Raw genomic sequence first — 23,369 nt, forward strand, 5'->3', positions numbered from 1 at the left:
CAATCGCCCTATTCAGACTCGCTTTCGCTACGGCTTCGCGTGTGCTTAACCTCGCCACTGACCACAACTCGCAGGCTCATTATGCAAAAGGCAGTCCGTCACCCTGAGCCGAAGCTCATAGGGCTCCGAATGATTGTAGGCATACGGTTTCAGGTTCTATTTCACTCCCCTCACTGGGGTTCTTTTCACCTTTCCCTCACGGTACTTGTGCACTATCGGTGTGATGGTAGTATTTAGCCTTGGAGGGTGGTCCCCCCATCTTCAGTCAGGATAACACGTGTCCCGACCTACTCGCAAGGTCTCTGCCTAGTCCCACCTACACTATTTCGTCTACAGGGCTATCACCTTCTATGGCTTACCTTTCCAGGTAATTCGACTATAATGTAGGCTACACAGAGACGGGCTACTCCCCGTTCGCTCGCCGCTACTAGGAGAATCTCGGTTGATTTCTTTTCCTCCGGGTACTGAGATGTTTCACTTCCCCGGGTTCGCCCCTGACATAGTCAGGTGACCAGTATTACTACTGGCCGGGTTGCCCCATTCGGAAATCCCCGGATCAACGCTTCTTGGCAGCTCCCCGAGGCTTTTCGCAGCCTAGCACGTCCTTCATCGCCTCCATCACCCTAGGCATCCACCGTACGCCCTTTGTAGCTTACACCTACTTCTAAGACGCACCGCCGCCTTACTCAACTACCTTAGTCAAGTAAAACAGCTTGCCTATTGTTTTTACCTCTTTTACTACGAACAATGAGTTGTCAAATAACATAGACCTAAAGTCTAAATAAAATCTTCCACCGAAGATTTTATTTAGACTTTGACATTGGACATTGGTAATTGGACATTGGAGATAAGATACTTTTTCTTTACTCTCATTTCCAATGTCAAATGTCTCATGTCCAATTTCCATCTTGGTGGAGTCTACCGGGATCGAACCGGTGACCTCCTGCGTGCAAGGCAGGCGCTCTCCCAGCTGAGCTAAGACCCCATATCATTGTTGAGTAGTGAATTGTGCATACTCTTTTACGTAGCGTACCTTGTAGTACGTGAGTGAAAGAGTTTATGCAAGACTCTCTCAACATGGTGGGCCTGAGAGGACTTGAACCTCTGACCTCACCCTTATCAGGGGTGCGCTCTAACCACCTGAGCTACAGGCCCATTATTAAAGCTCCGCCCCTGATAAGGGCTCCTCTTAGCTCTTACTGACTCCACTTTTCCTTTTTTTCAAAGAACATCTTTGATCTCTCACAACTAGACAGAGAACGAGCCCCCTGAGCCAATAAGTGTGAGTACTTATTGACTCTTCCATCCAAAGAAACGAATCTTTGGATCATCACTCTAGAAAGGAGGTGATCCAACCGCAGGTTCTCCTACGGTTACCTTGTTACGACTTCACCCCAGTCGCTGAGCCCACCGTCGACAGGGGTCCCCCCTTACGGGTCGGTCCCCCGGCTTCGGGTGAGCTCAACTCCCATGGTGTGACGGGCGGTGAGTACAAGACCCGGGAACGTATTCACCGCGGCATGGCTGATCCGCGATTACTAGCGATTCCGACTTCATGCAGTCGAGTTGCAGACTGCAATCCGAACTGGGACGCGCTTTAGAGATTTGCTCCACCTCGCGGTATTGCCTCTCTCTGTACGCGCCATTGTAGCACGTGTGTCGCCCTGGGCATAAGGGCCATGATGACTTGACGTCATCCTCACCTTCCTCCCGGTTACCCGGGCAGTCTCCTTAGAGTGCCCACCCGAAGTGCTGGCAACTAAGGACGAGGGTTGCGCTCGTTGCGGGACTTAACCCAACATCTCACGACACGAGCTGACGACAGCCGTGCAGCACCTGTCACCGAGCTCCCCCAAAAGGGGGCACCCCTCTATCTCTAGAGGGTTCTCGGGATGTCAAGCCCAGGTAAGGTTCTTCGCGTATCTTCGAATTAAACCACATGCTCCACCGCTTGTGCGGGTCCCCGTCTATTCCTTTGAGTTTTAGCCTTGCGGCCGTACTCCCCAGGCGGGATGCTTATTGCGTTAGCTGCATCACTGAGGTGACTAGCACCCCAACGACTAGCATCCATCGTTTAGGGCGTGGACTACCAGGGTATCTAATCCTGTTTGCTCCCCACGCTTTCGCGCCTCAGCGTCAGTACCGTCCCAGCAGGTCGCCTTCGCAATGGGTATTCCTGGTGATCTCTACGGATTTTACCCCTACACCACCAATTCCACCTGCCTCTTCCGGACTCTAGTCTACCAGTTTTGGACGCAGTTCCACAGTTAAGCTGTGGGCTTTCACATCCAACTTAGCAGACCGCCTACGCGCCCTTTACGCCCAGTGATTCCGAGTAACGCTTGCACCCTCCGTATTACCGCGGCTGCTGGCACGGAGTTAGCCGGTGCTTATTCGACAGGTACCGTCATCTTCTTCCCTGTCAAAAGGAGTTTACACCCCGAAGGGCGTCATCCTCCACGCGGCGTTGCTGCATCAGGGTTTCCCCCATTGTGCAATATTCCCCACTGCTGCCTCCCGTAGGAGTCTGGACCGTGTCTCAGTTCCAGTGTGGCTGACCATCCTCTCAGACCAGCTACCCGTCATTGCCTTGGTAGGCCTTTACCCTACCAACTAGCTGATAGGCCGCAGCCCCATCCCATAGCGCTAACGCTTTCCACAACCATACTTTCGCATGGAAGGAGTATAGGGTATTAGCAGCCCTTTCGGGCTGTTATCCCCCACTATGGGGCAGGTTAGCTACGTGTTACTCACCCGTGCGCCGCTTAGCTGACACTCTATCCCGAAGGATAGAGCCGTTCTCGCTCGACTTGCATGTGTTAAGCACGCCGCCAGCGTTCACTCTGAGCCAGGATCAAACTCTCCATAAATATCTATTTATGAAGTTTTAAAATCCTCTTTTAAAACTCAAAGGACTCGTCTCTGTCTAGTTGTCAAAGATCTCAAATTCACAAGAACTCTCTCACTCATCTTCACTCAAGATAAGTGATTCGAACTCTTTTTCAAGGGGCGTTATTTTACTCAATCTCTTGATTTTTGTCAAGAGCTCTTCGAAATCTCTCTTAAGATTTCTCTCAACCCCCCTCTTTTTTGAGGACTGAAATTATGCCAAACTTTCAGCTCTTTGTCAAGAGCCACTCAACTTTCCCCTCTCGCTCTGGTCTCCCCAAAGACCTCTCTCGCGTTTGGAGCCGCAATTATATTTTAATCTAGTGGTTTTGTCAAGCTGTTGTATAAGTCCAATACACATAATTGCATTTAAGCCATAAAAATTTTTCTATAATGAAACAAGTGATTTAAGATAGTTTATATAGGAATAATTTATCATTCTTCTGTATCATTATGCTTGACAGGTTTTCTTATATCTATTATAGTATCGCAAAAACTAATAACAACAGGAGGAAAAATATGAAAACTTACGATAACGATATTTTACAGATGAAAGAGCGTATAGCTTCTCAGAAAACCAAAACAACAGAGGAAAAAAAGTATAATATAGCCACATTTATAAAAATGACATATCAACTCTTTGCAGCAAGTCTTATTGCAGCAACTGCCGGTGCATATATAGGTATGCAGATGGCACCAGTCATTGCGTCTTGGTATTGGGGATTGGTAATTTTAGAATTTGCAGCTCTTTTTGGTATCTACTTTACTAAAAATAAACCTGGTATCAATCTTTTAATGCTTTTTGTCTTTACATTTATGACAGGTTTGACACTTACACCACTTCTTAGCGCAATATTAGCTCTTCCAGCTGGGGCATCAATCATTACAAATGCACTGCTTCTTACAGGAGTTGCTTTTGGTGGTACCAGTCTCTTTGCAATAAATACAAAAAGAGACTTTACTTTCATGGGAAAATTCCTTTTTGTTACATTGATTATTCTGGTAGTTGCTGGACTCATCAATATTTTTGTTGGAAGCCCTCTTTTGCAAACAGCAATTGCAGCAATTGGCGCAATTTTATTTAGTGCATTTATTCTCTTTGATACACAAAACATTATTAGAGGCAACTTTGCAAGTCCAGTAGAGGCTGCAATTGCACTCTATCTTGATGTACTTAACCTCTTTATCTCAATTTTACAACTTTTAGGAATTTTTGGTAATGAAGAGTGATACAGCTCCATCAAATGTTCCTAAACTCTATAGACTCATTGATGCTAATATCAACAGGCTACGCGAAGGCATTCGCGTAGCCGAAGATGTTGTACGCTATATCTACGATAATAAAGAAATAGCATCGAGACTTAAAAAAATTCGCCATCAAATACGATTTGATGATCCGTTACTACTTCAATACCGAGATATACGCAATGATGTTCTCAAAAAAAGCACAAAAAGTGAAATGCAAAGAGAAACTATTGAAGAGATTATAAAAGCCAATATGAAGCGAGCGCAAGAGTCTGCACGGGTATTGGAAGAAGCTTTGAAGCTCATTGATCCAAATTATGCAGAACTTTTTAAAACTATTCGCTATGAACTCTACGATATAGAAAAAGAGCTTTAATCTGCAAAAAACTCTTCACTACTTCCATTTAAATCAAAAAAAGTAGTTGCACTCTTGTTTGTTTCAAGTTCTCTTACTACCACCCTCCATCTCCCCTCTTCTCTTCCGGGCACAAAGCGATAATCATATACTGAGCCATAAAATGGAGGCACTTTAAATTTTTTAATACGATCATCATCCCCTTTAGGAGAGTACCAGTGAAACTCAACCGTTAATCCATGAGCATTATCAGATCTTTGAATAAAATATGTACATGTTATTCTTTCATTCTCTTGCTGACAGACAATATCTGCAGCAATCAATAGAGGGAAAAGGATGAGTACTATTTTTCGCACCATAGAAATATCACTTCAAATTCAAGATAATTTTTATTAAATGTTCGCATAAATTGCCTCAGACTTGCTACTGAAGCTCTCTTTTCTCCACTACTTACACCACTTTTTTTGATATAAGAAAAAGCGCTCTTTATATCTGGAAAAAAGAGTTTATACTCCCGTATCTCATAGTTTACCATAAAATATTTTTTTGCAATGTCCAAAACCTCTTTGGCTGGACGTATTGGAGATTTGATATCTAACTTTTCATGAATCGAGCGAAAAGTATTATTTGTAAAAAGAGCTGCTGATACATGAGAAAAATTTTGCAGATGCATAAAAACAGCATCAAGATCTTTGCTCCATTGCAATGAGGATGAGGCAAAAACTTGGTCGATTTTTCTTTTTTGTAGCTTTTGCCAACAAAGATTGCTATCAAAACTGCAATAGATCTTCTCTACCTTTGTAGTAGGATGAAACGAAAGCATTTTTGCAGAGAGATCAAGGGCATAAAATTTCTCAAAATCCCATGTAATAGCGCTATATACCTCTCCACTTCCTGCACCTAGATCTAAAATATATCTACCTTGAAAAGGAGAGTTTTCAACTAAATATTTTGCTACTTTTGTTTGAATAATTTTTTGCCGTTGGTAGGCAGAAGCAAATCTATCAAACTCTTTAATATGTTTCAATATATATTTACCTTACATTCGATATAATTGGGCAAAATTTTTGCAAAGGAACCAGATGATAAAGATCCTATTTATTTTACAGATCGTTTTGGCGGTTATTTTAACTATTATTATTTTACTACAAAAAAGCTCTTCAATTGGGCTTGGGGCATACAGTGGAAGCAATGAATCGGTATTTGGTGCAAAAGGACCACAAGGATTTTTAGCAAGAGCTACATTTTTCTTAGCTACGGTTTTTGTGCTCAATACTATTTTGCTAGGCTATATGTATAACAAAGAGTACAATAAATCTGTAGTAGATAAAATTAAAACAGAAAAAACATCACCAATTCCTACAGTTCCAGCACCTACTCCTGCACCAAAAACAGATGTTCCACAAGCTCCTTCTACGAAGTAGTCTCTTTTTTGCGCTCAGCCTCTTTGGCGATGCGCATATTTTTGTCTATCACCGTTTTGGGGATCCACGCTATCCTGCTACCAATACATCTTTAGAGCAACTAAAAAAGGATTTTACATATCTCAAAGAGCATCACTATAAAGTTATTCCTTTACAGCAGCTTGTAGATGCACTCAAAAACAGAGAAAAAATCGATGATAAATGGATAGTACTCACTATCGATGATGGCTATAAAAGTTTTTTAAAAGCTCTCCCTCTTTTTCGCAAATTCAAATACCCATTTACTATTTTTATAGCTACTAAGCCCATTGAAAACGGGTATGGAGACTTTTTGCACTGGGAAGATTTACGTCTCATCAAACGGTTTGGTGAAATTGGTCTGCACTCCCACGCTCATCCACATCTTGTTAATCTCTCAAATGAACAGATCCAAAAAGATACACAGCAAGGACTGCAACTTTTACAAAAACATCTTGCGCTACAACCAAAATCGTATGCTTACCCCTATGGAGAGTATGATGAGAGAGTCAAAAAGATTATCAAAAGTTTTGGATTTAGTACAATTTGTAATCAAAACATAGGAGCTATTAGCAAAACATCAGATGTTTATGATCTTGATCGTATAGCACTTGTAGGTAAAAGTAACATTGCAAAGCAGCTTCACATTCAGCATCTCAACGCACAATGGCTTGCACCCATACATTATCCTCGCACCGGTATTTTAGAAAATGTAAAAATAAAAGTGTCTCCACAATATACCACTGGATGGCTCTATGTGACAGATTATGGTTGGAAACGTGTAAAAATAAAAAATGGTATTGTTAATGAATACCTTGGTTACAAACTCAAAAGAGATCGCGTAAGGGTAATTATAAAGGTAAAACATAGTAAAATTAATACAAAAATTTTAGTAAGGAGTCGATATGGAACTGAATGAAGTGTATGAATTTGCCAAAGATCATATGCAAAAAAGTCTTGAGGTACTGAAAAAAGACTTCAATACTTTGCGTACAGGGCGCGTTACTACTGCGGTTGTAGAAAATATTAAAGTTGATTACTACGGAGCCCCAACTCCTCTCAATCAAGCTGCAAGTGTAGTTGCTGCTGATGCCACAACAATCGTAATCTCCCCTTGGGATAAATCCTTACTTGGAGAAATCGAGCGAGCTATACAAGAGGCAAATATCGGTGTTAATCCCAATAATGACGGAGAACAGATCAAACTTTTCTTTCCACCAATGACAGTAGAGCAAAGAGAAGCTGAAGCGAAAAAAGCAAAGCAGTTTGGCGAAAAAGCAAAGATTGCAATCCGCAATGTAAGACGCGAGGCAAACGATAAGATAAAAAAACTCTTCAAAGATAAAGCGATTACAGAAGATGAAGAGAAGAGAGCTCTTGAAGAGGTACAAAAAATCACAGATGAGTTTGTCAAAAAAGTAGATGAGCTTGTCAAACAAAAAGAGCAAGAGATCATGAAGGTGTAGCTAAGGTCAGCTTTCAGCTGAGCAAGCAAACTGCTTTGCTTGCGTACCTTAGCAAAAGCTGTGAATATATGCGAATCCTAAATTTTAATTTAGTGATGAGCATATGAACAGCTGGGTTACCTTGAAAAAAACGAAGCTGAGCAAAGCGAAGCAAGTTTTTGGTTAGGTAGTAAACCTAGGTTGAAAAGTATTTTGATGAGGAATTTTACTAAGGATGAAAATGCTAGACATTGAAAAGATCTACAAAGATGCTGGGGCTCTCCTAGAGGGGCATTTTCTGCTCTCTTCTGGTAAACACAGCACCAATTATCTTCAAAGTGCAAAAGTATTAGAAGATCCTAAAAGAGCTGAGATATTAGCCAAAGAGCTAGCAAAGCAGATTCAAGATGCTGGCATAAAAATAGATACTGTCTGCTCTCCAGCAATCGGAGGGCTTTTGGCGGGATATGAGCTGGCACGTGCCCTTGGTGTGCGCTTTATTTTTACCGAGCGCAAAGATGGAAAGATGACACTGCGCAGAGGCTTTAGTGTACATCCAGGTGAAAAGGTACTCATCTGCGAAGACATTATCACTACTGGTGGTTCCGCTATGGAAGCTGCCCAAGAGATTCAAAAAAGAGGTGCAGAAATAGTAGGATTTGCTGCCTTAGCAAATAGAGGCGTATGCAAAAGAGAGGGTGGACTAGAAAAATCGCAGCCAGAGTGTAAGCTCCCTAACGACAAACCACTTTTTGCACTTGCAGATTTTACTTTTCCACTGTATGAGCCACAAGAGTGTCCACTCTGTAAGCAGGGCTCAACTCCTATAAAACCTGGCAGCAGAGGCAATTGATGGCTCGCTGGCGTGATATCAAAAAAGGTAAAATTGCACAACAGCACAATGAGCCTCAAACAGCTTTTACGCCAGCTCCCATAGCCGATAGGCTCAAAGCTTTTTTAACAGATACATTTATGATAACTATGCCAATTATCTATATTGTGATTTATTTCATAATGGGAAGTAGAGAGGGTTTTCGCGATCATATGGCACAAGGATGGCTCTATATCATTATTCCTCACATGCTCATCGTCACACTTCTTTGGAGTATTAAGGGGCAGACTCCAGGTATGAAAGCGTATAATATTAAAATCACTCGCTTTAACGATCCCAATAGACTTCCAAACTTTTTCCAATCACTCCTACGCTATATTTTTATGCCAATTTCTATTCTTTCTGTTATTGGAGTTGCTATTGCCCTCTTTCGTAAAGATAAACAGACACTTCACGATCTCATATCATTTACAAGGCTTGTGAAGGTTGCAGATATTTAGTCTTATTAGTGCATTTTATTTCTTTTTCTTTGCCATTATTGGCGTCTATGTGATCTATCTTCCAAAGGTTCTCGATATTGTAGGCTATACATCACTCCAAATCGGAACTATTTTTGCCATTTCGCCCCTTACACGCTTTATCACTCCATTTTTTTTCCTTAAAAAGTGGCAACTTACACCAAAAATCTATAAATTTGCACTTTTTTTAGCACTCATTGCTGGAATTTTATTCTTTTTTACAATTGATAATTTCTATCTCTTTACCATTCCAAATACACTTCTTGGAATCTCTTTTGCACTTACTCTCCCCTTTGTAGAGACAATTGCTTTAGCCCATATTGGTAAAGAGCGGTACGGCAAAAGCCGGCTATTTGGATCGATTGGTTTTATTGTTATAGCATTAGTACTTGCAAAATTTATGCATACTCCAAAAATTGCGCTTTGGTTTTTATTTGGTGCAATCTGCTTCACAGCTCTTTTTGGCTTTCCTCTTGCAAAAGAAGATCCCACAAAAAGCAAAACACCCATAAAAGAGCGTTTTTCACTCCTTGCTCACTGGCCACTATGGGCAAATATTTTTTTCATGCAAGTGAGCTTTGGACCATTTTATAACTTTTTTACAATTTATGAAAAAGAGCATGGGCTAAACTATACTACTATTAGCTACCTTTGGACATTTGGTGTTATTGCTGAAATTTTCATGCTCTATTTTCAAGGGCCTCTCCTTAAAAAAAATCTCTTAAAACTTTTACAATTATGTAGCTTCATTACTGCTGGGCGATGGCTAATACTTCACTTTTTCCCTACAAATTTACCACTGCTCTACTTTGCCCAATCGCTCCATGCTTTTAGCTTCGCACTCTATTACACAGCTGCAATTAGTCATCTCTTTTTTCTCTACAAAAACAAAACACTCGCGCAGCAGTTTTTTGGAGGTATAAGCTTTGGACTGGGAGGTATGGTCGGAAGTCTCCTCGCAGGTGCAGTATATGGAGAGCATCTTTTTATGTATGCTGCGATAGTTGCACTTTTTGCAAGCTTTATGCTCTTTTTTGAATACAAAAACCATAGCAGCCAATAAATTGGCCACTTTAAAATTTACGCTTTTGCTTGGTAGTAGCAGCGTTTTGGAGATTCGATTTTTCCTTCGGCTTTGAGTTTTTTGATGATTTTATCAATCTCTTTCTTTTCTACTCCTAAAGCCTCTGCAATTTCACCAGCTTTCATAGCTTTATCTTTAATGAGCTCTAAAACTTTCTCTTCCATGTTTCCTCCTTTAGCGAAATTCTACTATCTCATCTCTTTGCAGTCTCTTTTTTGGTGGTCGCTCCATAGCACAATATCCAAAAGCCACCATAAGCGCTACACTTTGATTATGCGGCTGCAAATACTCTTCTACTTTTTCTTTTTCAAATCCTTCAATAGGGCAGCTATCAATCCCTCTATATGCAGCTCCTGTCATCATATTCGCAGCTGCTATATAGCACTGCTTTTGCACCCAACAATCGATATCTTGCTTTTGCAAAAATGCAAAGTAGCGATCAATATAAGCCCTCGTAGCCTCAGGGCTAAGGCCACGCCTAGCAAACATCTTTGCTATATACTCCTTGTCTTGCACAACTGCTCTATCAGCTTTTATAACAACCAAATGGCTACATGTAGTTATTTGCTTTTGATTCCAGCAAAGAGGTTGTAACTCCTCTTTTATCTTTTGATCTGTTATTACTAGAAGTCTCCAAGGCTCCATCCCAAAAGAGCTTGGACTGAGCCTTGCATACTCTAATATGACATCAAAATCCTCTTGCGGGATACTCTTTTGAAGAAATCTCTTGCATGCAAATCGTCGCTGCATTGCAGCAAGAAATTTATCCTCCATAGACACGTCCCTTTATTTTCTCTACAATCTCTTTTATTTCATCAAAAAACTGCTTCACCTCACGCGCAAGATCCTCATCCTCTGCAAAGATCTCTGTATGAACAACTGCTATGAGTTTGTCATTGAGAATCAAAAGATCTTCAATATCTCTCTTTGAATTTTGCACATAGTTATTAAAATCATCTCCTTCAAAAAATTTGATGCGCTCAACCTTTGCACTCATCTCATCAGCAAAAAGTTTTGAAGCTTTTGTTGCAAAGATTGCTTTTTTGAGAGACTCTTTGAGATTGCGTACCTTTGCCAAGAGAGGTTGCTGCTGCTTCACATACTCTTTAGCTGATTCAAAGAGTGCCTTTGCTCTTTCTAAGTTGCTCGAAGCTGCTGCATGCATCTTGAGGTAGTAGACAAGATATCCAAATATGAAAGCTACGAGAACGCTAAATGCAATTCCCAAAGCTGGCGCTGCACCGCTTGTACCTGTGAAGAGATCGCTATAAAATCCGTAAGCTTGCTCAAAAAATTTCAAATCTATCATATTAGGATCAAAATTGAGCTTTTTAAAATATGCACCCACTGCTCCAAAACCAAAAAATACTATAAGTGCTGTGAGCACTCCCCAAAATTTTGCCCCCAATGTGCCTGAACGCGGCTCTTTAATTTCAAAAGGCTTTAGTGGCTCTATCTCTTTTACGATTCTCTCTTCATCTTCACACTCAATAATCGGAGTAGAAGCAATCTGGGGAATATTTTTAATCTCACTCAATGCCTCTTTCATCTCTTCAAGATGAGAAAGGGCAATAGTATCTCTTAGGCTTTTAAATTCAGCTAACGTTGCATTAAACTCCTGAATGTTTTCATTTAACTCTCTTTCAAACTCCTCTACTAACTCCCTTGCCTTTTGTGTGATAGATTGGATCTGCTGCAATTTACTCATGATGCTCTCCTATTTCTTTTGTTTTGCCATCCTTTTTCTTACATGCGGATCAAGATAGCGTTTTCTCAGTCGAATGGACTTTGGCGTCACCTCTACAAGCTCATCCTCTTCTATCCACTCTAACGCTCGCTCGAGTGTCATCTTGCGTGGTGGAGTAAGCTTGATTGCCTCATCACTTCCTGCTGCACGCACATTGGTGAGGTTTTTTCCTTTGATAGGATTTACTTCTAGATCATTGGGGCGTGAATGCTCTCCAATAATCATCCCCACATAAACTTCAGTTCCAGGCTCTATGAAGAGCACTCCACGCTCTTGGAGGTTAAAAAGAGCGTAAGCTAAAGCTTTGCCATTCTCCATAGAGATGAGAGCTCCATTTTTGCGATGCTCCACCTCCCCTACAAAGGGGCGAAAATCTAAAAATGAATGGTTCATTACTCCTTCACCCTTCGTATCAGTCAAAAACTCACTGCGAAATCCAATAAGTCCCCGTGCTGGGATCTCAAACTCAATCCTCACACTCCCCTCATCCATAGGTGTCATCGATTTCATCACAGCTTTGCGGCGCCCAAGCTTATCAATAACAGTCCCGCTATAATCTTCTGGCGTATCAATCACAAGATACTCAAATGGCTCTAACTTCACACCATTTTCCTCTTTGATAATCACTTCAGGACGAGAGATGCTAAATTCATACCCCTCTCTTCGCATATTTTCAGCTAAGATTGTGATTTGCAGCTCTCCACGTCCGCTTACTTTAAAGCGCCCTTCGCCCACCTCTTCTACTCGCATAGCAATATTTGTCTCCATCTCTTTAAAGAGACGATCTTTGAGCTTATTGGATGTGACATGCTTACCTTCGCGCCCAGCAAGAGGTGAATCGTTGACGCTAAAAAAGACGCTCAGAGTTGGCTCTTCGATATGGAGGGGATCAAGCGGCATAGGATTTGCTGGATCAACGAGGCTATCACCAACATCGATATCTTCAAATCCTGCAACTGCTACAATATCGCCAGCTTCAGCTTCATCAATTTCTAATCTATTGAGTCCCAAAAAGCCTATGAGTTTGCTAATGCGCCCTTTTTTCTCTTCGCCATTTGCTTTGACTAGCAAAAGCTCATCCCCTCGCTTAATGCGGCCATTAAAGATCCTCGCAATTCCTATACGTCCTACATAGTTATCATAATCGAGTGTAAATACTTGCATCTGTGCTGGATTATTAGCACTACCACTTGGAGCTGGAACATGCTCAATAATAGCTTCAAAAATGGGAGTAATATCTTTGTTTTCATCCTCTAAATTCCATTTAGCATAGCCATCTCTTGCAGCTGCATAAAGAATAGGAAAATCGAGCTGATCTTCACTAGCATCCATCGCTACAAAGAGATCAAAAATCTCATCTACCACCCGCTCTGGCTCTGCTGCTGGTTTATCAATTTTATTGATAACAACTATCGGCTTAAGCCCCAAGCTAATCGCTTTTTTGACCACAAATTTTGTTTGAGGCATTACCCCTTCTTGAGCATCAACAAGGAGTAAAACTCCATCCACCATCTTAAGCACCCGCTCTACTTCACCACCAAAATCGGCGTGTCCTGGGGTATCGATAATATTGATTTTAAAATCGCCATAGCGGATCGCTGTATTTTTTGAGAGGATCGTAATTCCCCGCTCTCTTTCTAAATCGTTGCTATCCATCGCTCGCTCAGCAAGCTCTTTGTGCGCTTCAATAGTTCCTGATTGTTTTAAAAGTTCATCTACAAGGGTAGTTTTTCCATGATCAACGTGTGCTATAACTGCAATATTGCGAATATTTTGCATCCATTTCCTCTTTTTAATCTAAAATTTATCTTATTTTACTACCCTTTTGCAAAAGGAGAGATTAAATGATTAATTACTTGATTTTTGATATGGATGGCACACTCATTGACAGCTCTGCAATCATCTCAAACTCTATTAATTATGTGCGCAGCAAGCTTGGACTTCCGCCAATGGATAAAAAAGTAATCCTAGAAGCGGTTAATGATACCTCTATCCACAGACCAAAATTTTTTTATGGTGTAGAAGAGTATGAACCAAAACATGTAGAGTGGTTTAGAGAGTACTATGCCAACAATCACCATAAAGAGACTGTGTTATATACAGGGGTAAAGGAGCTTCTTGAAGAGATAAAACCCTACTTTCGCCTCTTCCTCGCCACAAATGCTTATCGCGTGAGCGCCGAGCTTATTTTGAAAAATCTTGGTATCTATGAATATTTCGAGATCATCGTCTGTGGCGATGAGGTTCCCCATCCTAAACCGGCTCCCGATATGATTTTTAAAATCATCGATTACTTTGGATGTAAAAAAGATGAGATCCTCCTCATAGGAGATGGAAAGACTGACGAAGAGGCTGCATGTGCAGCCGGTATTGGCTTTTTGAAAGTTAACTGGGGATGGAGTGAGTATGAAGATGCTATTAAAAGTGTGGAGGAGTTAAAAGAGATATTATTATCTCTTAAAGCTTAATTCTATTAATTTTAAATTAGCATTTACTATTTCACATATATAATTTTTTCAAGGCGCAAGAGCGCCTCTCTTTATCTCCTTTGAATTCCCCTACTACCTGCAAATCCAAAAAGAGCTATTAAAAATCCAAGAGCTAATGGTGAAAGGGGAACAGTAACAGATGCTTGTGGTTGCCCTTGGCCAATGTATCCTCCTCCTGGATCTTTGATCACTTTATTTGCGATACCATCACCATCTAAAGCCCCACCATCAGTGAGAGTAAAACTCACAATTGTCTGATTATGTGCTTGGTCATGCTGTACGGTTGAATCAATTTTTACCCAATTACCATTTATCTCTTTGGCATATCCTACTATATTTGGATTATAAGGATAGTAAATATGCACAGTTGCACTATCTCCAGCATTACTTACGTTAATGTCGAAACTTACCGTTCCATACGGAAGCTCTATCTGCTCACCATCTTGCGTAGTAACAGTTTTAGAAGTCTCATCCTTTACAACATGATAGAGCTTATTAGTTTCATCGGTAACCACTCCTATGAGATAATCTCCTCCTTGGGGCGTAGCTACATTATTCTCACAATCATCTTGTATTCCATTACGGTTTATATCTACAGTTTGATCTTCAGTCGTATTATCATCATCTTGCCAATAGAAGTTATAATCTTCTATAAGCGTAAGATGATAATGAATGATAAAATCTTCATCTTCTTCGGTGGCTTCCGATAATGATTCCCTATGAATATGCCCATTACATCTGTCTGCAGGTTTGCAAAATCTTACATTATACTCTGGTGCACCTTCCAAAACACCGTCTCCCGATGCGTTGACTTCTTGAACTTCGTATTCAACACCTGCTCCCCATACAGCAGATAAAATATTTGGTAAAGCTGAAATGGGATAACAGTTATTCAATTGAACCTTATAAGCCGAAGGAGTAATATACTTCTTCACATTAATATCAACAATAGGTTTCCCCGCTGCAAATACAAGAACAGAAAGGAATAATAATAACCATATTACATGATGCAATCTTTTCATGCTTAATCCTTCAACTTTAATTAAGATAAAATTTAAAAAAATGATAGCATAAAATTCATTAAAAATAATTTATGCTTTAATATTTACTTCAATATTTACTTCTTCTTGCCTCCCACCACCCATAGACACCAATCAAAAATGGCTCAAATCTTGCAGCATAATTGATGAAAAAATTCTTGATGGCACAGAGGGCATCTCCAGCCAAATAGTGTCTTGCAAGATAGAAGTGCACATAGGGATTTATATTGGCAACAGGAGCTATCGTACAAAAAGAGAAAAGCAGCATAGAAAAAAAGTGAAGCATAAAAAGTAGCAGCACTCCTGTATAAAGTATCTCCCATCTTTTTTTAAGAGGTATCTTAAATGCTAAAACAATTGCCAAAAGCAGTGAAAGAGTTAATGGAACATTGAAGGTTACTGCCTCCATATCCAAACTAAGATCCATTGTAAAGTCGTGGCTCTTTCCCTTTATATCTTTCATTGGAGTAGCATTTTTTATGCTAAAGATGATCTCTTTTCCTTTTGTATCTGTTTTTTGTATAGCAAGATCGTAATATTTTGCAGTAATACCAAATGATGTGTTGGAGACAAAGAAGTTGTAGTAGTTTTTGATATAGCTCCATCCCAAAATCGTAGGAAAAAGCAGAAGCAAAAAGAGCATAAAGAGTTTAAGCAGATGTCTTTTCATCACTTACCCTTTGCAAGTAAAAAAGAAAAGCCAAAAATGCAAGTACTATCATAATGCTTTGGGTAACATAAGTATGCATCAATTCAAAATATTTTGGATAGTGCTCTATCGTCCAGGCAAGCAATGCTATGCGAGCGATATTGATCACTTCTAATATAATCGTCCCAAAAACTCCATAAATAATCTTTGATTTCAGTTTTGCCGGATATGCAAAAACTCCGGCAAGATAGATAAGCACCGCCTCAAGACCATTACAGCCAAACTTGATGATCATATCCGCATGAGGTAGATGCAGCATATCATTTTTGGCAGTAACCGCAATGCCAAGCATTTGAATAAAAAAGGCTGAAATAGAAGCTATGAAATTGTTATAAAAAGACTCTATATGCAAAGCTTCTCTCATAGGTGCAAAATCGACAAGGAAAAAAGCGATCGCAAGATAGAGTATATATAGAGCTACAAACTTTTTCATCATTTTCCTTTAAACTAAATGTATCAAAGAAAAACTAAGTTTATGATAAATCCAATAGCTATTTATCGACGTAAAAAGTTCAACTGGCGGTGCAAATTTTATAATATATTAAGAAATAATTTTATAACATCAAGAAACAAGGTTAGTAAACTTTTAATTAAATATGAATCTCAAAAAGGATAAATTCATGAGAGCATTGCTCCTCTTTCTCTTTACACTCCTTATTACCTATGCCGCTCCCTTTGCCTATATCACAAATTCAGATGACGATACCGTCAGTGTCATCGATACCGCCACAAACAGTGTCACAGCTACGGTGAATGTAGGAAGACTCCCTCAAGGCGTTGCCGTCACTCCCGATGGAAGCAAAGTCTATGTGGCAAATTGGAATGACAATACCGTCAGCGTCATCGATACTGCTACAAACAGTGTCACAGCTACGGTGAATGTAGGAAATAGACCTGCAGGCGTTGCCGTCACTCCCGATGGAAGCAAAGTCTATGTGGCAAATTGGAATGACAATACCGTCAGCGTCATCGATACTGCTACAAACAGTGTCACAGCTACGGTGAATGTAGGAAATAGACCTGCAGGCGTTGCCGTCACTCCCGATGGAAGCAAAGTTTATGTAGCAAATAAATATGACAATACCGTCAGCGTCATCGATACTGCTACAAACAGTGTCACAGCTACAGTGAATGTGGGAAATAGACCTACAGGCGTTGCCGTCACTCCCGATGGAAGCAAAGTCTATGTGGCAAATTGGGATGACAGTACCGTCAGCGTCATCGATACTGCTACAAACAGTGTCACAGCTACGGTAAATGTGGGAAGATGGCCCGGAGGCGTTGCCGTCGCTCCCGATGGAAGCAAAGTCTATGTGGCAAATTGGGATGACAATACCGTCAGCGTCATCGATACTGCTACAAACAGTGTCACAGCTACGGTAAATGTAGGAAATAAACCTGAAGGCGTTGCCGTCACTCCCGATGGAAGCAAAGTCTATGTGGCAAATTGGGATGACAATACCGTCAGCGTCATCGATACTGCTACAAACAGTGTCACAGCTACAGTGAATGTGGGAAACAAGCCTATAGCATTTGGTCAGTTTATCGGTCCGGCTCCAGTACAACCGCAACAAACTGTCACCGTCCCTCTCTCTCCACTTGCTCTTGGATTTTTGATAGCTCTCTTTGGATTTGCAGGAAGCAGGAGAATTCAAAGGAGATAAAGAGGGCGCTTTGCGCCTTTTATCTTTAAAGGGATTTATTTAGTCTAATTACTTTAAAAAATAACTACAAATTTTATATGTATTTTGTTGATCATGTCAAGAAATGTTCGCAATTTTCCTTCCCATCAAGTTATATTTCATTGCATATCAAGCAGCTTTTTGAAGCTGCACCTCATAGACTTCCATCACCTGATGAAGTTTGTCAGGTTGAATATAGCTTTTTTCATTTTCCCAATCTTCAGTATATTCCATCAAATATGTAGCAATGAGCCTTAAATAAGACTCTTTTGATGGAAATATTGAGACAACCTTTGACCTTCTTCTGATTTCCTTGTTTATCCTCTCAAGTACATTGGTCGAACTAATTCTCCTTTTCTCAAAGAGAGTGCAAGCACAAAATCAATTTTGGGAAAGTGATAAAACTGCAGTGAATCCTCCAAACTATTTTGAAGTGTTTCAATGGCTTCAGGAAACTTTTTGCCAAACTCCTGAATAATCATCTGTGCAATTCCAATGAATCTTTTTTGTTTTCTTGTAGCCAAACAGTTTTGAGTTTTGCTGCAAATTTCTCTTTTGTGAGGAATATGTGCTAATATATTTCTCATAAAATGCACTTTACATCGTTGCCAGGATGCACCAAGGTAAACTTCTTTGAAAGCTTTTTGGATTCCTTGGTGGGCATCACTGATTAAGTAAAGCTATTTTTTGTAATCCTCTTTGTTTCAATTTATCAAAGAAGTTTTTCCAAGTCTCATAAGATTCATTAATAAAAGGCTCAATAGAGAGTACTTCACGCTTACCTTCCAATGTTACGCCATAGGCAACCATGATAGCCGAAGAAACCACTCGTCTCTTATAGTTTCTCACTTTCTCATACAAAGCGTCAACCCATACGAAGGGATATTCTTTTTGTAGTGGTCTATTTCGAAACTCTTTAACTTGTTCATCTAGCCATTTATTAATTTGTGATACTTGCGAAGCACTAATATTCTCGATTCCAAGCTCTTTTGCCAAGCGCTCTATCTTTCTTGTTAATACTCCATTAACATAGGCTTCTTTTACCATTGTAATTAATGCTTGTTCACTACGACGCTTTTCAGTGATGAAAAAAGGAATTTATCCTCTTTTACGAATTTCGGGTATTTTCAGATACACTGTCCCTGATCTCGTATCAAACCGACGTGGCCGATATCCACTGAAATAGCTTTTTCTCTCACTATTATGCTCTCCTTTTTTAGCTCCAACTTTTATTTCAGATTCAATTTTCATCAATTGCTCCATCATCCATTTCAGCATTGCAAGCAGTGGATCCTCTTCAAGTACAAATTGTGTCATTATCTCTTTAAATATTTTTAACTCTTTTTTGCTATTATTGCTCATGGATAGACTTCCTCCTGTTTGTTTGATTCTCATCAGGAAGTCTATCCAACTCTCTTCTATCTTTTCAATTCTCGATATCTTGAAAAGTCCCTAAAAAGTCTTCAAGCTAAATTGCGAACTAAAGTGTACACTATCATGATAAAACTTTATATTGTTTTTAATGAAAAAATAAAAATGCTTCTAATATAATTTAAAAAAACGAAAGGATTAAAGATGAATACAGCGTTGCAATTAATCCTTTTTTGGGTATTGTTTTTAAGTACTTCTTCTGTCTTTGCACAAGAGCAGTGGGCGAAAGCGTTTGGAGGAAGTGGTGAAGATGTGGCTTATTCCATCCAGCAAACAGATGATGGAGGATATATTTTAACGGGTGGGACTCTCTCTTTTGGAGCACAAAATGCTGATGCATGGGTTTTGAAGCTTGATAGTAATGGTAATGTAGAGTGGCAAAAAAGATATGGTGAAAGTAATTGGGATCATGCCAATTCCGTCCAACAAACAGATGATAGAGGATATATCATAGCGGGAAGAACTAACTCTTTTGGAGGAGGAATTAGAGATGCATGGGTAATAAAGCTGGATAGGAATGGTAATGTAGAGTGGCAAAAAACGTATGGAGAATCTAATCAAGATGAGGCATATTCCGTCCAACAAACAGATGATGGAGGATATATCGTAGCAGGTGAGACTAACTCTTTTGGAGGAAGTACTGATGCATGGGTAATAAAGCTGGATAGGAATGGTAATGTAGAGTGGCAAAAAACGTATGGTGGAAGTGAAGATGATATAGTCTATTCCATTCAGCAAACAAGTGATAGAGGATATATTGTAGTAGGATATACTTATTCTTTTGGAATAGTAGGAAATGATGATATATGGGTGATAAAACTTGATGAGAGAGGTAATGTACAGTGGCAAAAAATATTTTATGGAAACGGTGGAGATAGGGCATATTCTGTTAAACAGACAAGTGATAATGGATATATCGTAGTGGGTGAGACTTACTCTTTTGGAGCACAAAATGCTGATGCATGGGTTTTGAAGCTTGATAGTAATGGTAATGTAGAGTGGCAAAAAAGATATGGTGGAAGTGGTGATGATAGAGCACATTCTGTCCAGCAGACAAGTGATAATGGATATATCGTAGCAGGTGGGACTAACTCTTTTGGAGGAGGTACCGATGCATGGGTAATAAAGCTTAACGAAAATGGTAACATAGTATGGCAAAAAAGATATGGTGGAAGTAGTGATGATAGAGCACATTCTATCCAGCAGACAAGTAATAGAGGATATGTCCTAACGGGTGGGACTCTCTCTTTTGGGGCAGGGGGAGGTTCATCTGATGTATTAGTATTGAAGCTTGATTTAAACGGAAATATACCTGGATGTGAGAATTTGATAAATGAAACTAATGTCATTGAACGAGATACTAATGCATCTATCGATCAGCCAACAACTATAACTACCTTTGATACAAATGTATCTAGTCCTTCACAAGCAGAAAGCCAAAATACAAACGCAACTATTACAATCATATGTCCTCAACCTTCTGTCACCGTTCCACTCTCTCCACTTGCTCTTGGATTTTTGATAGCTCTCTTTGGATTTGCAGGAAGTAAAAAAATTAGAAGAAATTAATAAAAAGGCGCTTTGCGCCTTCTCTATAACTTAATCCCATATATTTCATGATATATATTCATTGCATAGCGATCACTCATACCAGCAATAAAATCTGCTGCTACGCGATAGACATGCTCTTTCTTTGTTCTTTCATAATACTCATCTGGCATAAGTCTTGGCTCTTGGGTAAGTGCAGTAAAAAGGCTATCGATACACTGCTTCCCTGCATACATTTTGCGTAAAATCTGGGGATGGCGATAGAGTTTTTCATAAAGGATTTTTTTGAGTTTTTTGATCTGAGCGGCTAAAGAAGCAGGATATCGAATCGGTAAAGGCTCGCTTGCTGGAATTGTCGCACAAAACACATTATCACTTTTTGGAATATATTTTTTTGATTCATTGATGAGTGATATCACCATTTTTGCGATAAGTAAAGATGTAAAACGATAGCGAAAGAGTTTATCCTCTTTTTTGTATCCTTCTTTTTGTGCTTCTTGCATTACCTCTTGTACAAGCTCATTTTCTTCGATTGTTGCAAAATCTATAAGCCCATATTTAATTCCATCATCGATATCAGCGCTGATATAGGCGATCTCATCTGCTTTATCTACGATCATCGCCTCTAAGCTTGGATGCCGATCTAATTTGAAAACCTCATCATACCACTCATTTAAAAAGGGCTTTTTATAGGGATAGGAGTGTTTTAAAATTCCTTCGAGTGTTGCAAAAGTGAGATTGAGCCCATCAAAATCTTTATAGCGCTTTTCAAGCTTTGTCACAACCCGAAAGGATTGAAAATTGTGCTCAAAACCATTTGAACTAAAGCGATCTTTAATAAGTCTATCAAGCTCATCTCCTCCCACATGTCCAAAGGGAGTGTGTCCCAGATCATGTGCTAAAGCAATTGCTTCAGCCAAAGGCTCACTAAGACCCAACTCCCTTGCAATGGTTCTAGAAATCTGTGCAACTTCAAGCGAATGTGTGAGGCGAGTGCGAAAATAGTCTCCCACGTAATTAATAAAGACTTGCGTTTTATATTCAAGCCTGCGAAAAGAGGATGAGTGGATAATACGGTCACGATCGCGATAAAAGGAGTCGCGAAAATCGTTTATACTTGGATAAAACCGATCAGTGCACTGCATTTTTGAGTTTTTTTAGTTTTCTAAAAACATTGGCAAAATCTATCTCCACATCACAAATACCTTCTAGATTTGCTTTTTCGCTTAAAAAATCTCCAATTTTTTTATATTTATCACCTTCTAGTTTATAGATTTTTGCTTTGAAATCTGCTGGATAGGCAAGAATATAATACTGCACTCCCTCTTCGGCATACATGGCAAATTTTATATCCTCATCTCTTGTAGCACTTGATGGACTTACTATTTCAACTATAATAAAAGGAGCCTTTTGAATAAAATCGGTAAGTTCCCCACATACTACGCTAATATCTGGACGCACTACATTTTTCTCATCTATCTTCCAGTCCTCTTCTACCAATACAAAACATTCATCACACTCTTCAAGTGCGTCAACAAACTCTTTTGCTAATTGAGCTAAAAGCATCTGATGCTCACTCACAGGACTAGGAGTCATTGCAATTGGCACTCCATCAATAAGCTCCCAATCCCCCTCCCACTGCTTATAGTCTTCATAGGTATATTCTGGAATATAGCGAGCAGTCATGGTAGTCCTTTTTGGTATAATCTTACTCAATTATAGCAAAAGGATACTCATGAAGGTGACACTGCTCCACTATACTCCTCTACCAATTGCTGCCCATGCAATACGTACTTGCTGGCAAAGTTTTGATAAAAGTGATGAAGGAGGTCCAAAAGATCAAGAACTTATCGATCGGGTGGGTAACAAGTATAAACATGCCTCAACACTCGAGCATCTTGTCTACACCTTCTATATTCAAGGTATTAGCCGCGCCCTTTTGCAAGAGCTTGCCCGCCACCGCATGGCAAGTCTAAGTGTAAAATCTACCCGCTACACCCTCAAAGAGCTCAAAAATGCCGAGCCTTTCAAGACAAATGATTTTGAAGGTGCAAGCAAATATATTGTCCTCACAGGCAATGAGCTAGTAGATAGTATGAGTATTAAAGCGCTTAATAATCTCCAAAAAGTACTTCAAGAGGGAGTCTCAAACGATATTGCAAAATATTGCTTGCCAGAGTGCTATAAAACAGAGCTTACCTGGACTATTAACGCTCGTTCATTGCAAAATTTCCTCGCTCTTCGCAGCTCTAAATCAGCTCTTTGGGAGATAAGAAAATTAGCATTTGCAATTTTTGATGCACTCCCAGAGGATCATAAATACCTCTTTGAAGAGTATATAAGCCACTCTTAACGCAAATGCACTCTTTGGGCATGAGTAATTGCAACTGCCATTGCATCAGTAATATCAAGCGGTTTAATCTCTTTTTTTATCCCTAAAATCTTTTTTACCATAAAAGCAACTTGCTCTTTTGAGGCTTTTGCTTTTCCAGTAAGGGCCCTCTTTACCTGTAAGGGAGTATACTCGCTAAAATTTCCATGCATCTGAATGATACGAAGCGCTAACGCTCCTCGGAACTGGGCAAGTTTTAAAACAGTTTTTGGATTGTAAGCATAAAATATATCCTCCATAGCCACTTCATCTATTGCAAAGCTTTGAAAAACCATATCAAGCCCCTCAATCATTTGAGAGAGCTGATACTGAAAATCTTGCGGAGTAATCTTTATAAGTCCCGCTTCTATTAAACGCATTTGTGAATTTTGTAGTGAAACTATTGCATAACCAAGATTGCGGCTTCCTGGATCTATTCCTAAAATATTCACATCTAACACCTTTTCAAATATCCCTATTTTTGGGGATTATTCACACTTTTTCACAAAATTATTCACATATTATTCACAATGTGAACAACT

The 23,369-nt window shown here is 39.7% G+C and carries 25 protein-coding genes, 2 tRNA genes, 2 rRNA genes and 2 pseudogenes (1 of these 31 cut by a window edge); 12 read left to right on the forward strand and 19 right to left on the reverse strand.

All coding sequences use genetic code 11. From position 1 onward, the window contains the following. The 4 genes from JG738_RS10040 to JG738_RS10055 form a co-directional block, all read right to left on the reverse strand. Positions 1-658 (reverse strand): 23S ribosomal RNA (locus JG738_RS10040); it reaches 2,250 nt to the left of the window's first position. Positions 659-909: 251 nt separating this feature from the next. Further along, a tRNA-Ala gene (locus JG738_RS10045) sits at positions 910-985 on the reverse strand. A gap of 93 nt (positions 986-1,078) precedes the next feature. Then, positions 1,079-1,155: transfer RNA gene (locus tag JG738_RS10050), tRNA-Ile, on the reverse strand. Positions 1,156-1,339: 184 nt separating this feature from the next. Next, a 16S ribosomal RNA gene (locus JG738_RS10055) occupies positions 1,340-2,870 on the reverse strand. The 16S and 23S rRNA genes sit together here with 2 tRNA genes alongside, the layout of an rRNA operon. 538 nt (positions 2,871-3,408) lie before the next feature. Between JG738_RS10055 and JG738_RS10060 the strand changes: the two genes are divergently transcribed. Continuing rightward, positions 3,409-4,119 (forward strand): Bax inhibitor-1/YccA family protein, encoded by a 711-nt coding sequence (locus JG738_RS10060; RefSeq protein WP_201337752.1) that lies wholly within the window; start codon positions 3,409-3,411, stop codon positions 4,117-4,119. Further along, entirely contained in the window at positions 4,109-4,510 is a 402-nt protein-coding gene (locus JG738_RS10065) for a thiamine-phosphate pyrophosphorylase (protein WP_201337753.1), read from the forward strand. The genes JG738_RS10060 and JG738_RS10065 overlap by 11 nt, the downstream gene beginning before the upstream one ends. Here JG738_RS10065 and JG738_RS10070 read toward each other — a convergent pair. Continuing rightward, positions 4,507-4,845, reverse strand: a complete 339-nt coding sequence (locus JG738_RS10070; RefSeq protein ID WP_236583164.1) for a hypothetical protein — start codon at positions 4,843-4,845, stop codon at positions 4,507-4,509. The two genes, JG738_RS10065 and JG738_RS10070, sit on opposite strands and share 4 nt — an antisense overlap. Further along, on the reverse strand, positions 4,833-5,516 hold the full coding sequence (locus tag JG738_RS10075; protein WP_201337755.1) for a methyltransferase domain-containing protein: 684 nt from the start codon (positions 5,514-5,516) through the stop codon (positions 4,833-4,835). The genes JG738_RS10070 and JG738_RS10075 overlap by 13 nt, the downstream gene beginning before the upstream one ends. 55 nt (positions 5,517-5,571) lie before the next feature. Between JG738_RS10075 and secG the strand changes: the two genes are divergently transcribed. The 6 genes from secG (at position 5,572) to JG738_RS10105 (ending at position 9,789) form a co-directional block, all read left to right on the forward strand. Then, positions 5,572-5,913, forward strand: coding sequence for a preprotein translocase subunit SecG (gene secG, locus JG738_RS10080; RefSeq protein ID WP_084274931.1), 342 nt, complete (start codon positions 5,572-5,574; stop codon positions 5,911-5,913). Then, positions 5,885-6,850 (forward strand): polysaccharide deacetylase family protein, encoded by a 966-nt coding sequence (locus JG738_RS10085; protein ID WP_201337756.1) that lies wholly within the window; start codon positions 5,885-5,887, stop codon positions 6,848-6,850. Before secG ends, JG738_RS10085 begins: the two co-directional genes overlap by 29 nt. Next, positions 6,837-7,397, forward strand: coding sequence for a ribosome recycling factor (frr, locus tag JG738_RS10090; RefSeq protein WP_201337757.1), 561 nt, complete (start codon positions 6,837-6,839; stop codon positions 7,395-7,397). The genes JG738_RS10085 and frr overlap by 14 nt, the downstream gene beginning before the upstream one ends. A gap of 214 nt (positions 7,398-7,611) precedes the next feature. Continuing rightward, complete coding sequence (gene pyrE, locus JG738_RS10095) at positions 7,612-8,229, forward strand: orotate phosphoribosyltransferase (RefSeq protein WP_370583650.1); 618 nt, start codon at positions 7,612-7,614, stop codon at positions 8,227-8,229. Next, the gene (locus tag JG738_RS10100; RefSeq protein WP_201337759.1) at positions 8,229-8,708 is read left to right on the forward strand and encodes an RDD family protein; all 480 of its coding nucleotides are present in this window, start codon (positions 8,229-8,231) and stop codon (positions 8,706-8,708) included. The genes pyrE and JG738_RS10100 overlap by 1 nt, the downstream gene beginning before the upstream one ends. Further along, a complete protein-coding gene (locus tag JG738_RS10105) occupies positions 8,695-9,789 on the forward strand; it encodes an MFS transporter (RefSeq protein ID WP_201337760.1) in 1,095 nt (364 codons plus the stop codon). Before JG738_RS10100 ends, JG738_RS10105 begins: the two co-directional genes overlap by 14 nt. A gap of 17 nt (positions 9,790-9,806) precedes the next feature. Here the strand turns inward: JG738_RS10105 and JG738_RS10110 are convergent, their stop codons facing one another. From JG738_RS10110 to typA, 4 genes are read right to left on the reverse strand one after another with little or no spacing between them, the layout of a single operon-like run. Then, the gene (locus tag JG738_RS10110; RefSeq protein ID WP_201337761.1) at positions 9,807-9,974 is read right to left on the reverse strand and encodes an HTH domain-containing protein; all 168 of its coding nucleotides are present in this window, start codon (positions 9,972-9,974) and stop codon (positions 9,807-9,809) included. Between the two features lie 10 nt (positions 9,975-9,984). Continuing rightward, positions 9,985-10,584 (reverse strand): NAD(P)H-dependent oxidoreductase, encoded by a 600-nt coding sequence (locus tag JG738_RS10115; protein ID WP_201337762.1) that lies wholly within the window; start codon positions 10,582-10,584, stop codon positions 9,985-9,987. Then, positions 10,574-11,518, reverse strand: a complete 945-nt coding sequence (locus JG738_RS10120; protein ID WP_201337763.1) for a hypothetical protein — start codon at positions 11,516-11,518, stop codon at positions 10,574-10,576. Before JG738_RS10120 ends, JG738_RS10115 begins: the two co-directional genes overlap by 11 nt. A gap of 9 nt (positions 11,519-11,527) precedes the next feature. Next, complete coding sequence (typA, locus tag JG738_RS10125; RefSeq protein ID WP_201337764.1) at positions 11,528-13,336, reverse strand: translational GTPase TypA; 1,809 nt, start codon at positions 13,334-13,336, stop codon at positions 11,528-11,530. A gap of 65 nt (positions 13,337-13,401) precedes the next feature. On the opposite strand from typA, the gene JG738_RS10130 reads away from it, so the two are divergent. After that, positions 13,402-14,025: an HAD family hydrolase gene (locus JG738_RS10130; protein ID WP_201337765.1), complete on the forward strand. Its 624-nt coding sequence runs from the start codon at positions 13,402-13,404 to the stop codon at positions 14,023-14,025. 71 nt (positions 14,026-14,096) lie between these two features. On the opposite strand, the gene JG738_RS10135 is transcribed toward JG738_RS10130, so the two are convergent. The 3 genes from JG738_RS10135 to JG738_RS10145 all read right to left on the reverse strand — a co-directional run bounded on the left by JG738_RS10135 (position 14,097) and on the right by JG738_RS10145 (position 16,228). Next, positions 14,097-15,068 (reverse strand): choice-of-anchor U domain-containing protein, encoded by a 972-nt coding sequence (locus tag JG738_RS10135; protein WP_201337766.1) that lies wholly within the window; start codon positions 15,066-15,068, stop codon positions 14,097-14,099. An 88-nt stretch (positions 15,069-15,156) separates the two neighbouring features. Further along, positions 15,157-15,756, reverse strand: a complete 600-nt coding sequence (locus JG738_RS10140) for an exosortase H-associated membrane protein (RefSeq protein WP_201337767.1) — start codon at positions 15,754-15,756, stop codon at positions 15,157-15,159. Further along, positions 15,737-16,228: an archaeosortase/exosortase family protein gene (locus tag JG738_RS10145; protein ID WP_201337768.1), complete on the reverse strand. Its 492-nt coding sequence runs from the start codon at positions 16,226-16,228 to the stop codon at positions 15,737-15,739. Before JG738_RS10145 ends, JG738_RS10140 begins: the two co-directional genes overlap by 20 nt. 187 nt (positions 16,229-16,415) lie before the next feature. Between JG738_RS10145 and JG738_RS10150 the strand changes: the two genes are divergently transcribed. After that, positions 16,416-17,459 carry a beta-propeller fold lactonase family protein gene (locus JG738_RS10150; RefSeq protein WP_201337769.1) on the forward strand — a complete coding sequence of 348 codons (1,044 nt, stop codon included), beginning with the start codon at positions 16,416-16,418 and terminating at the stop codon, positions 17,457-17,459. Between the two features lie 288 nt (positions 17,460-17,747). Here JG738_RS10150 and JG738_RS10655 read toward each other — a convergent pair. The 3 genes and pseudogenes from JG738_RS10655 to JG738_RS10560 form a co-directional block, all read right to left on the reverse strand. Next, a pseudogene (locus JG738_RS10655) lies at positions 17,748-17,825 on the reverse strand (transposase); the annotation flags it as partial. After that, positions 17,795-18,148 (reverse strand): transposase, encoded by a 354-nt coding sequence (locus tag JG738_RS10555; RefSeq protein WP_370583688.1) that lies wholly within the window; start codon positions 18,146-18,148, stop codon positions 17,795-17,797. The pseudogene JG738_RS10655 and the gene JG738_RS10555, both read right to left, overlap by 31 nt. Further along, positions 18,141-18,872: pseudogene (locus JG738_RS10560) on the reverse strand (transposase). Before JG738_RS10560 ends, JG738_RS10555 begins: the two are co-directional and overlap by 8 nt. A gap of 180 nt (positions 18,873-19,052) precedes the next feature. On the opposite strand from JG738_RS10560, the gene JG738_RS10160 reads away from it, so the two are divergent. Next, complete coding sequence (locus JG738_RS10160; protein ID WP_201337770.1) at positions 19,053-20,477, forward strand: hypothetical protein; 1,425 nt, start codon at positions 19,053-19,055, stop codon at positions 20,475-20,477. Positions 20,478-20,500: 23 nt separating this feature from the next. On the opposite strand, the gene JG738_RS10165 is transcribed toward JG738_RS10160, so the two are convergent. Together JG738_RS10165 and JG738_RS10170 are read right to left on the reverse strand one after the other, a co-directional pair. Next, positions 20,501-21,601 (reverse strand): deoxyguanosinetriphosphate triphosphohydrolase, encoded by a 1,101-nt coding sequence (locus JG738_RS10165; protein ID WP_201337771.1) that lies wholly within the window; start codon positions 21,599-21,601, stop codon positions 20,501-20,503. Next, complete coding sequence (locus tag JG738_RS10170) at positions 21,588-22,172, reverse strand: Uma2 family endonuclease (RefSeq protein ID WP_236593249.1); 585 nt, start codon at positions 22,170-22,172, stop codon at positions 21,588-21,590. Before JG738_RS10170 ends, JG738_RS10165 begins: the two co-directional genes overlap by 14 nt. A 19-nt stretch (positions 22,173-22,191) precedes the next feature. Between JG738_RS10170 and thyX the strand changes: the two genes are divergently transcribed. Next, complete coding sequence (thyX, locus tag JG738_RS10175; RefSeq protein WP_236583166.1) at positions 22,192-22,809, forward strand: FAD-dependent thymidylate synthase; 618 nt, start codon at positions 22,192-22,194, stop codon at positions 22,807-22,809. Here the strand turns inward: thyX and ruvC are convergent. After that, positions 22,806-23,279, reverse strand: coding sequence for a crossover junction endodeoxyribonuclease RuvC (gene ruvC / locus JG738_RS10180; RefSeq protein ID WP_201337773.1), 474 nt, complete (start codon positions 23,277-23,279; stop codon positions 22,806-22,808). The genes thyX and ruvC overlap by 4 nt on opposite strands. Positions 23,280-23,369: the final 90 nt, after the last annotated feature.

It is taken from the genome of Nitratiruptor sp. YY08-26, from assembly GCF_016593215.1.
Classification (GTDB): Bacteria; Campylobacterota; Campylobacteria; order Campylobacterales; family Nitratiruptoraceae; genus Nitratiruptor; species Nitratiruptor tergarcus.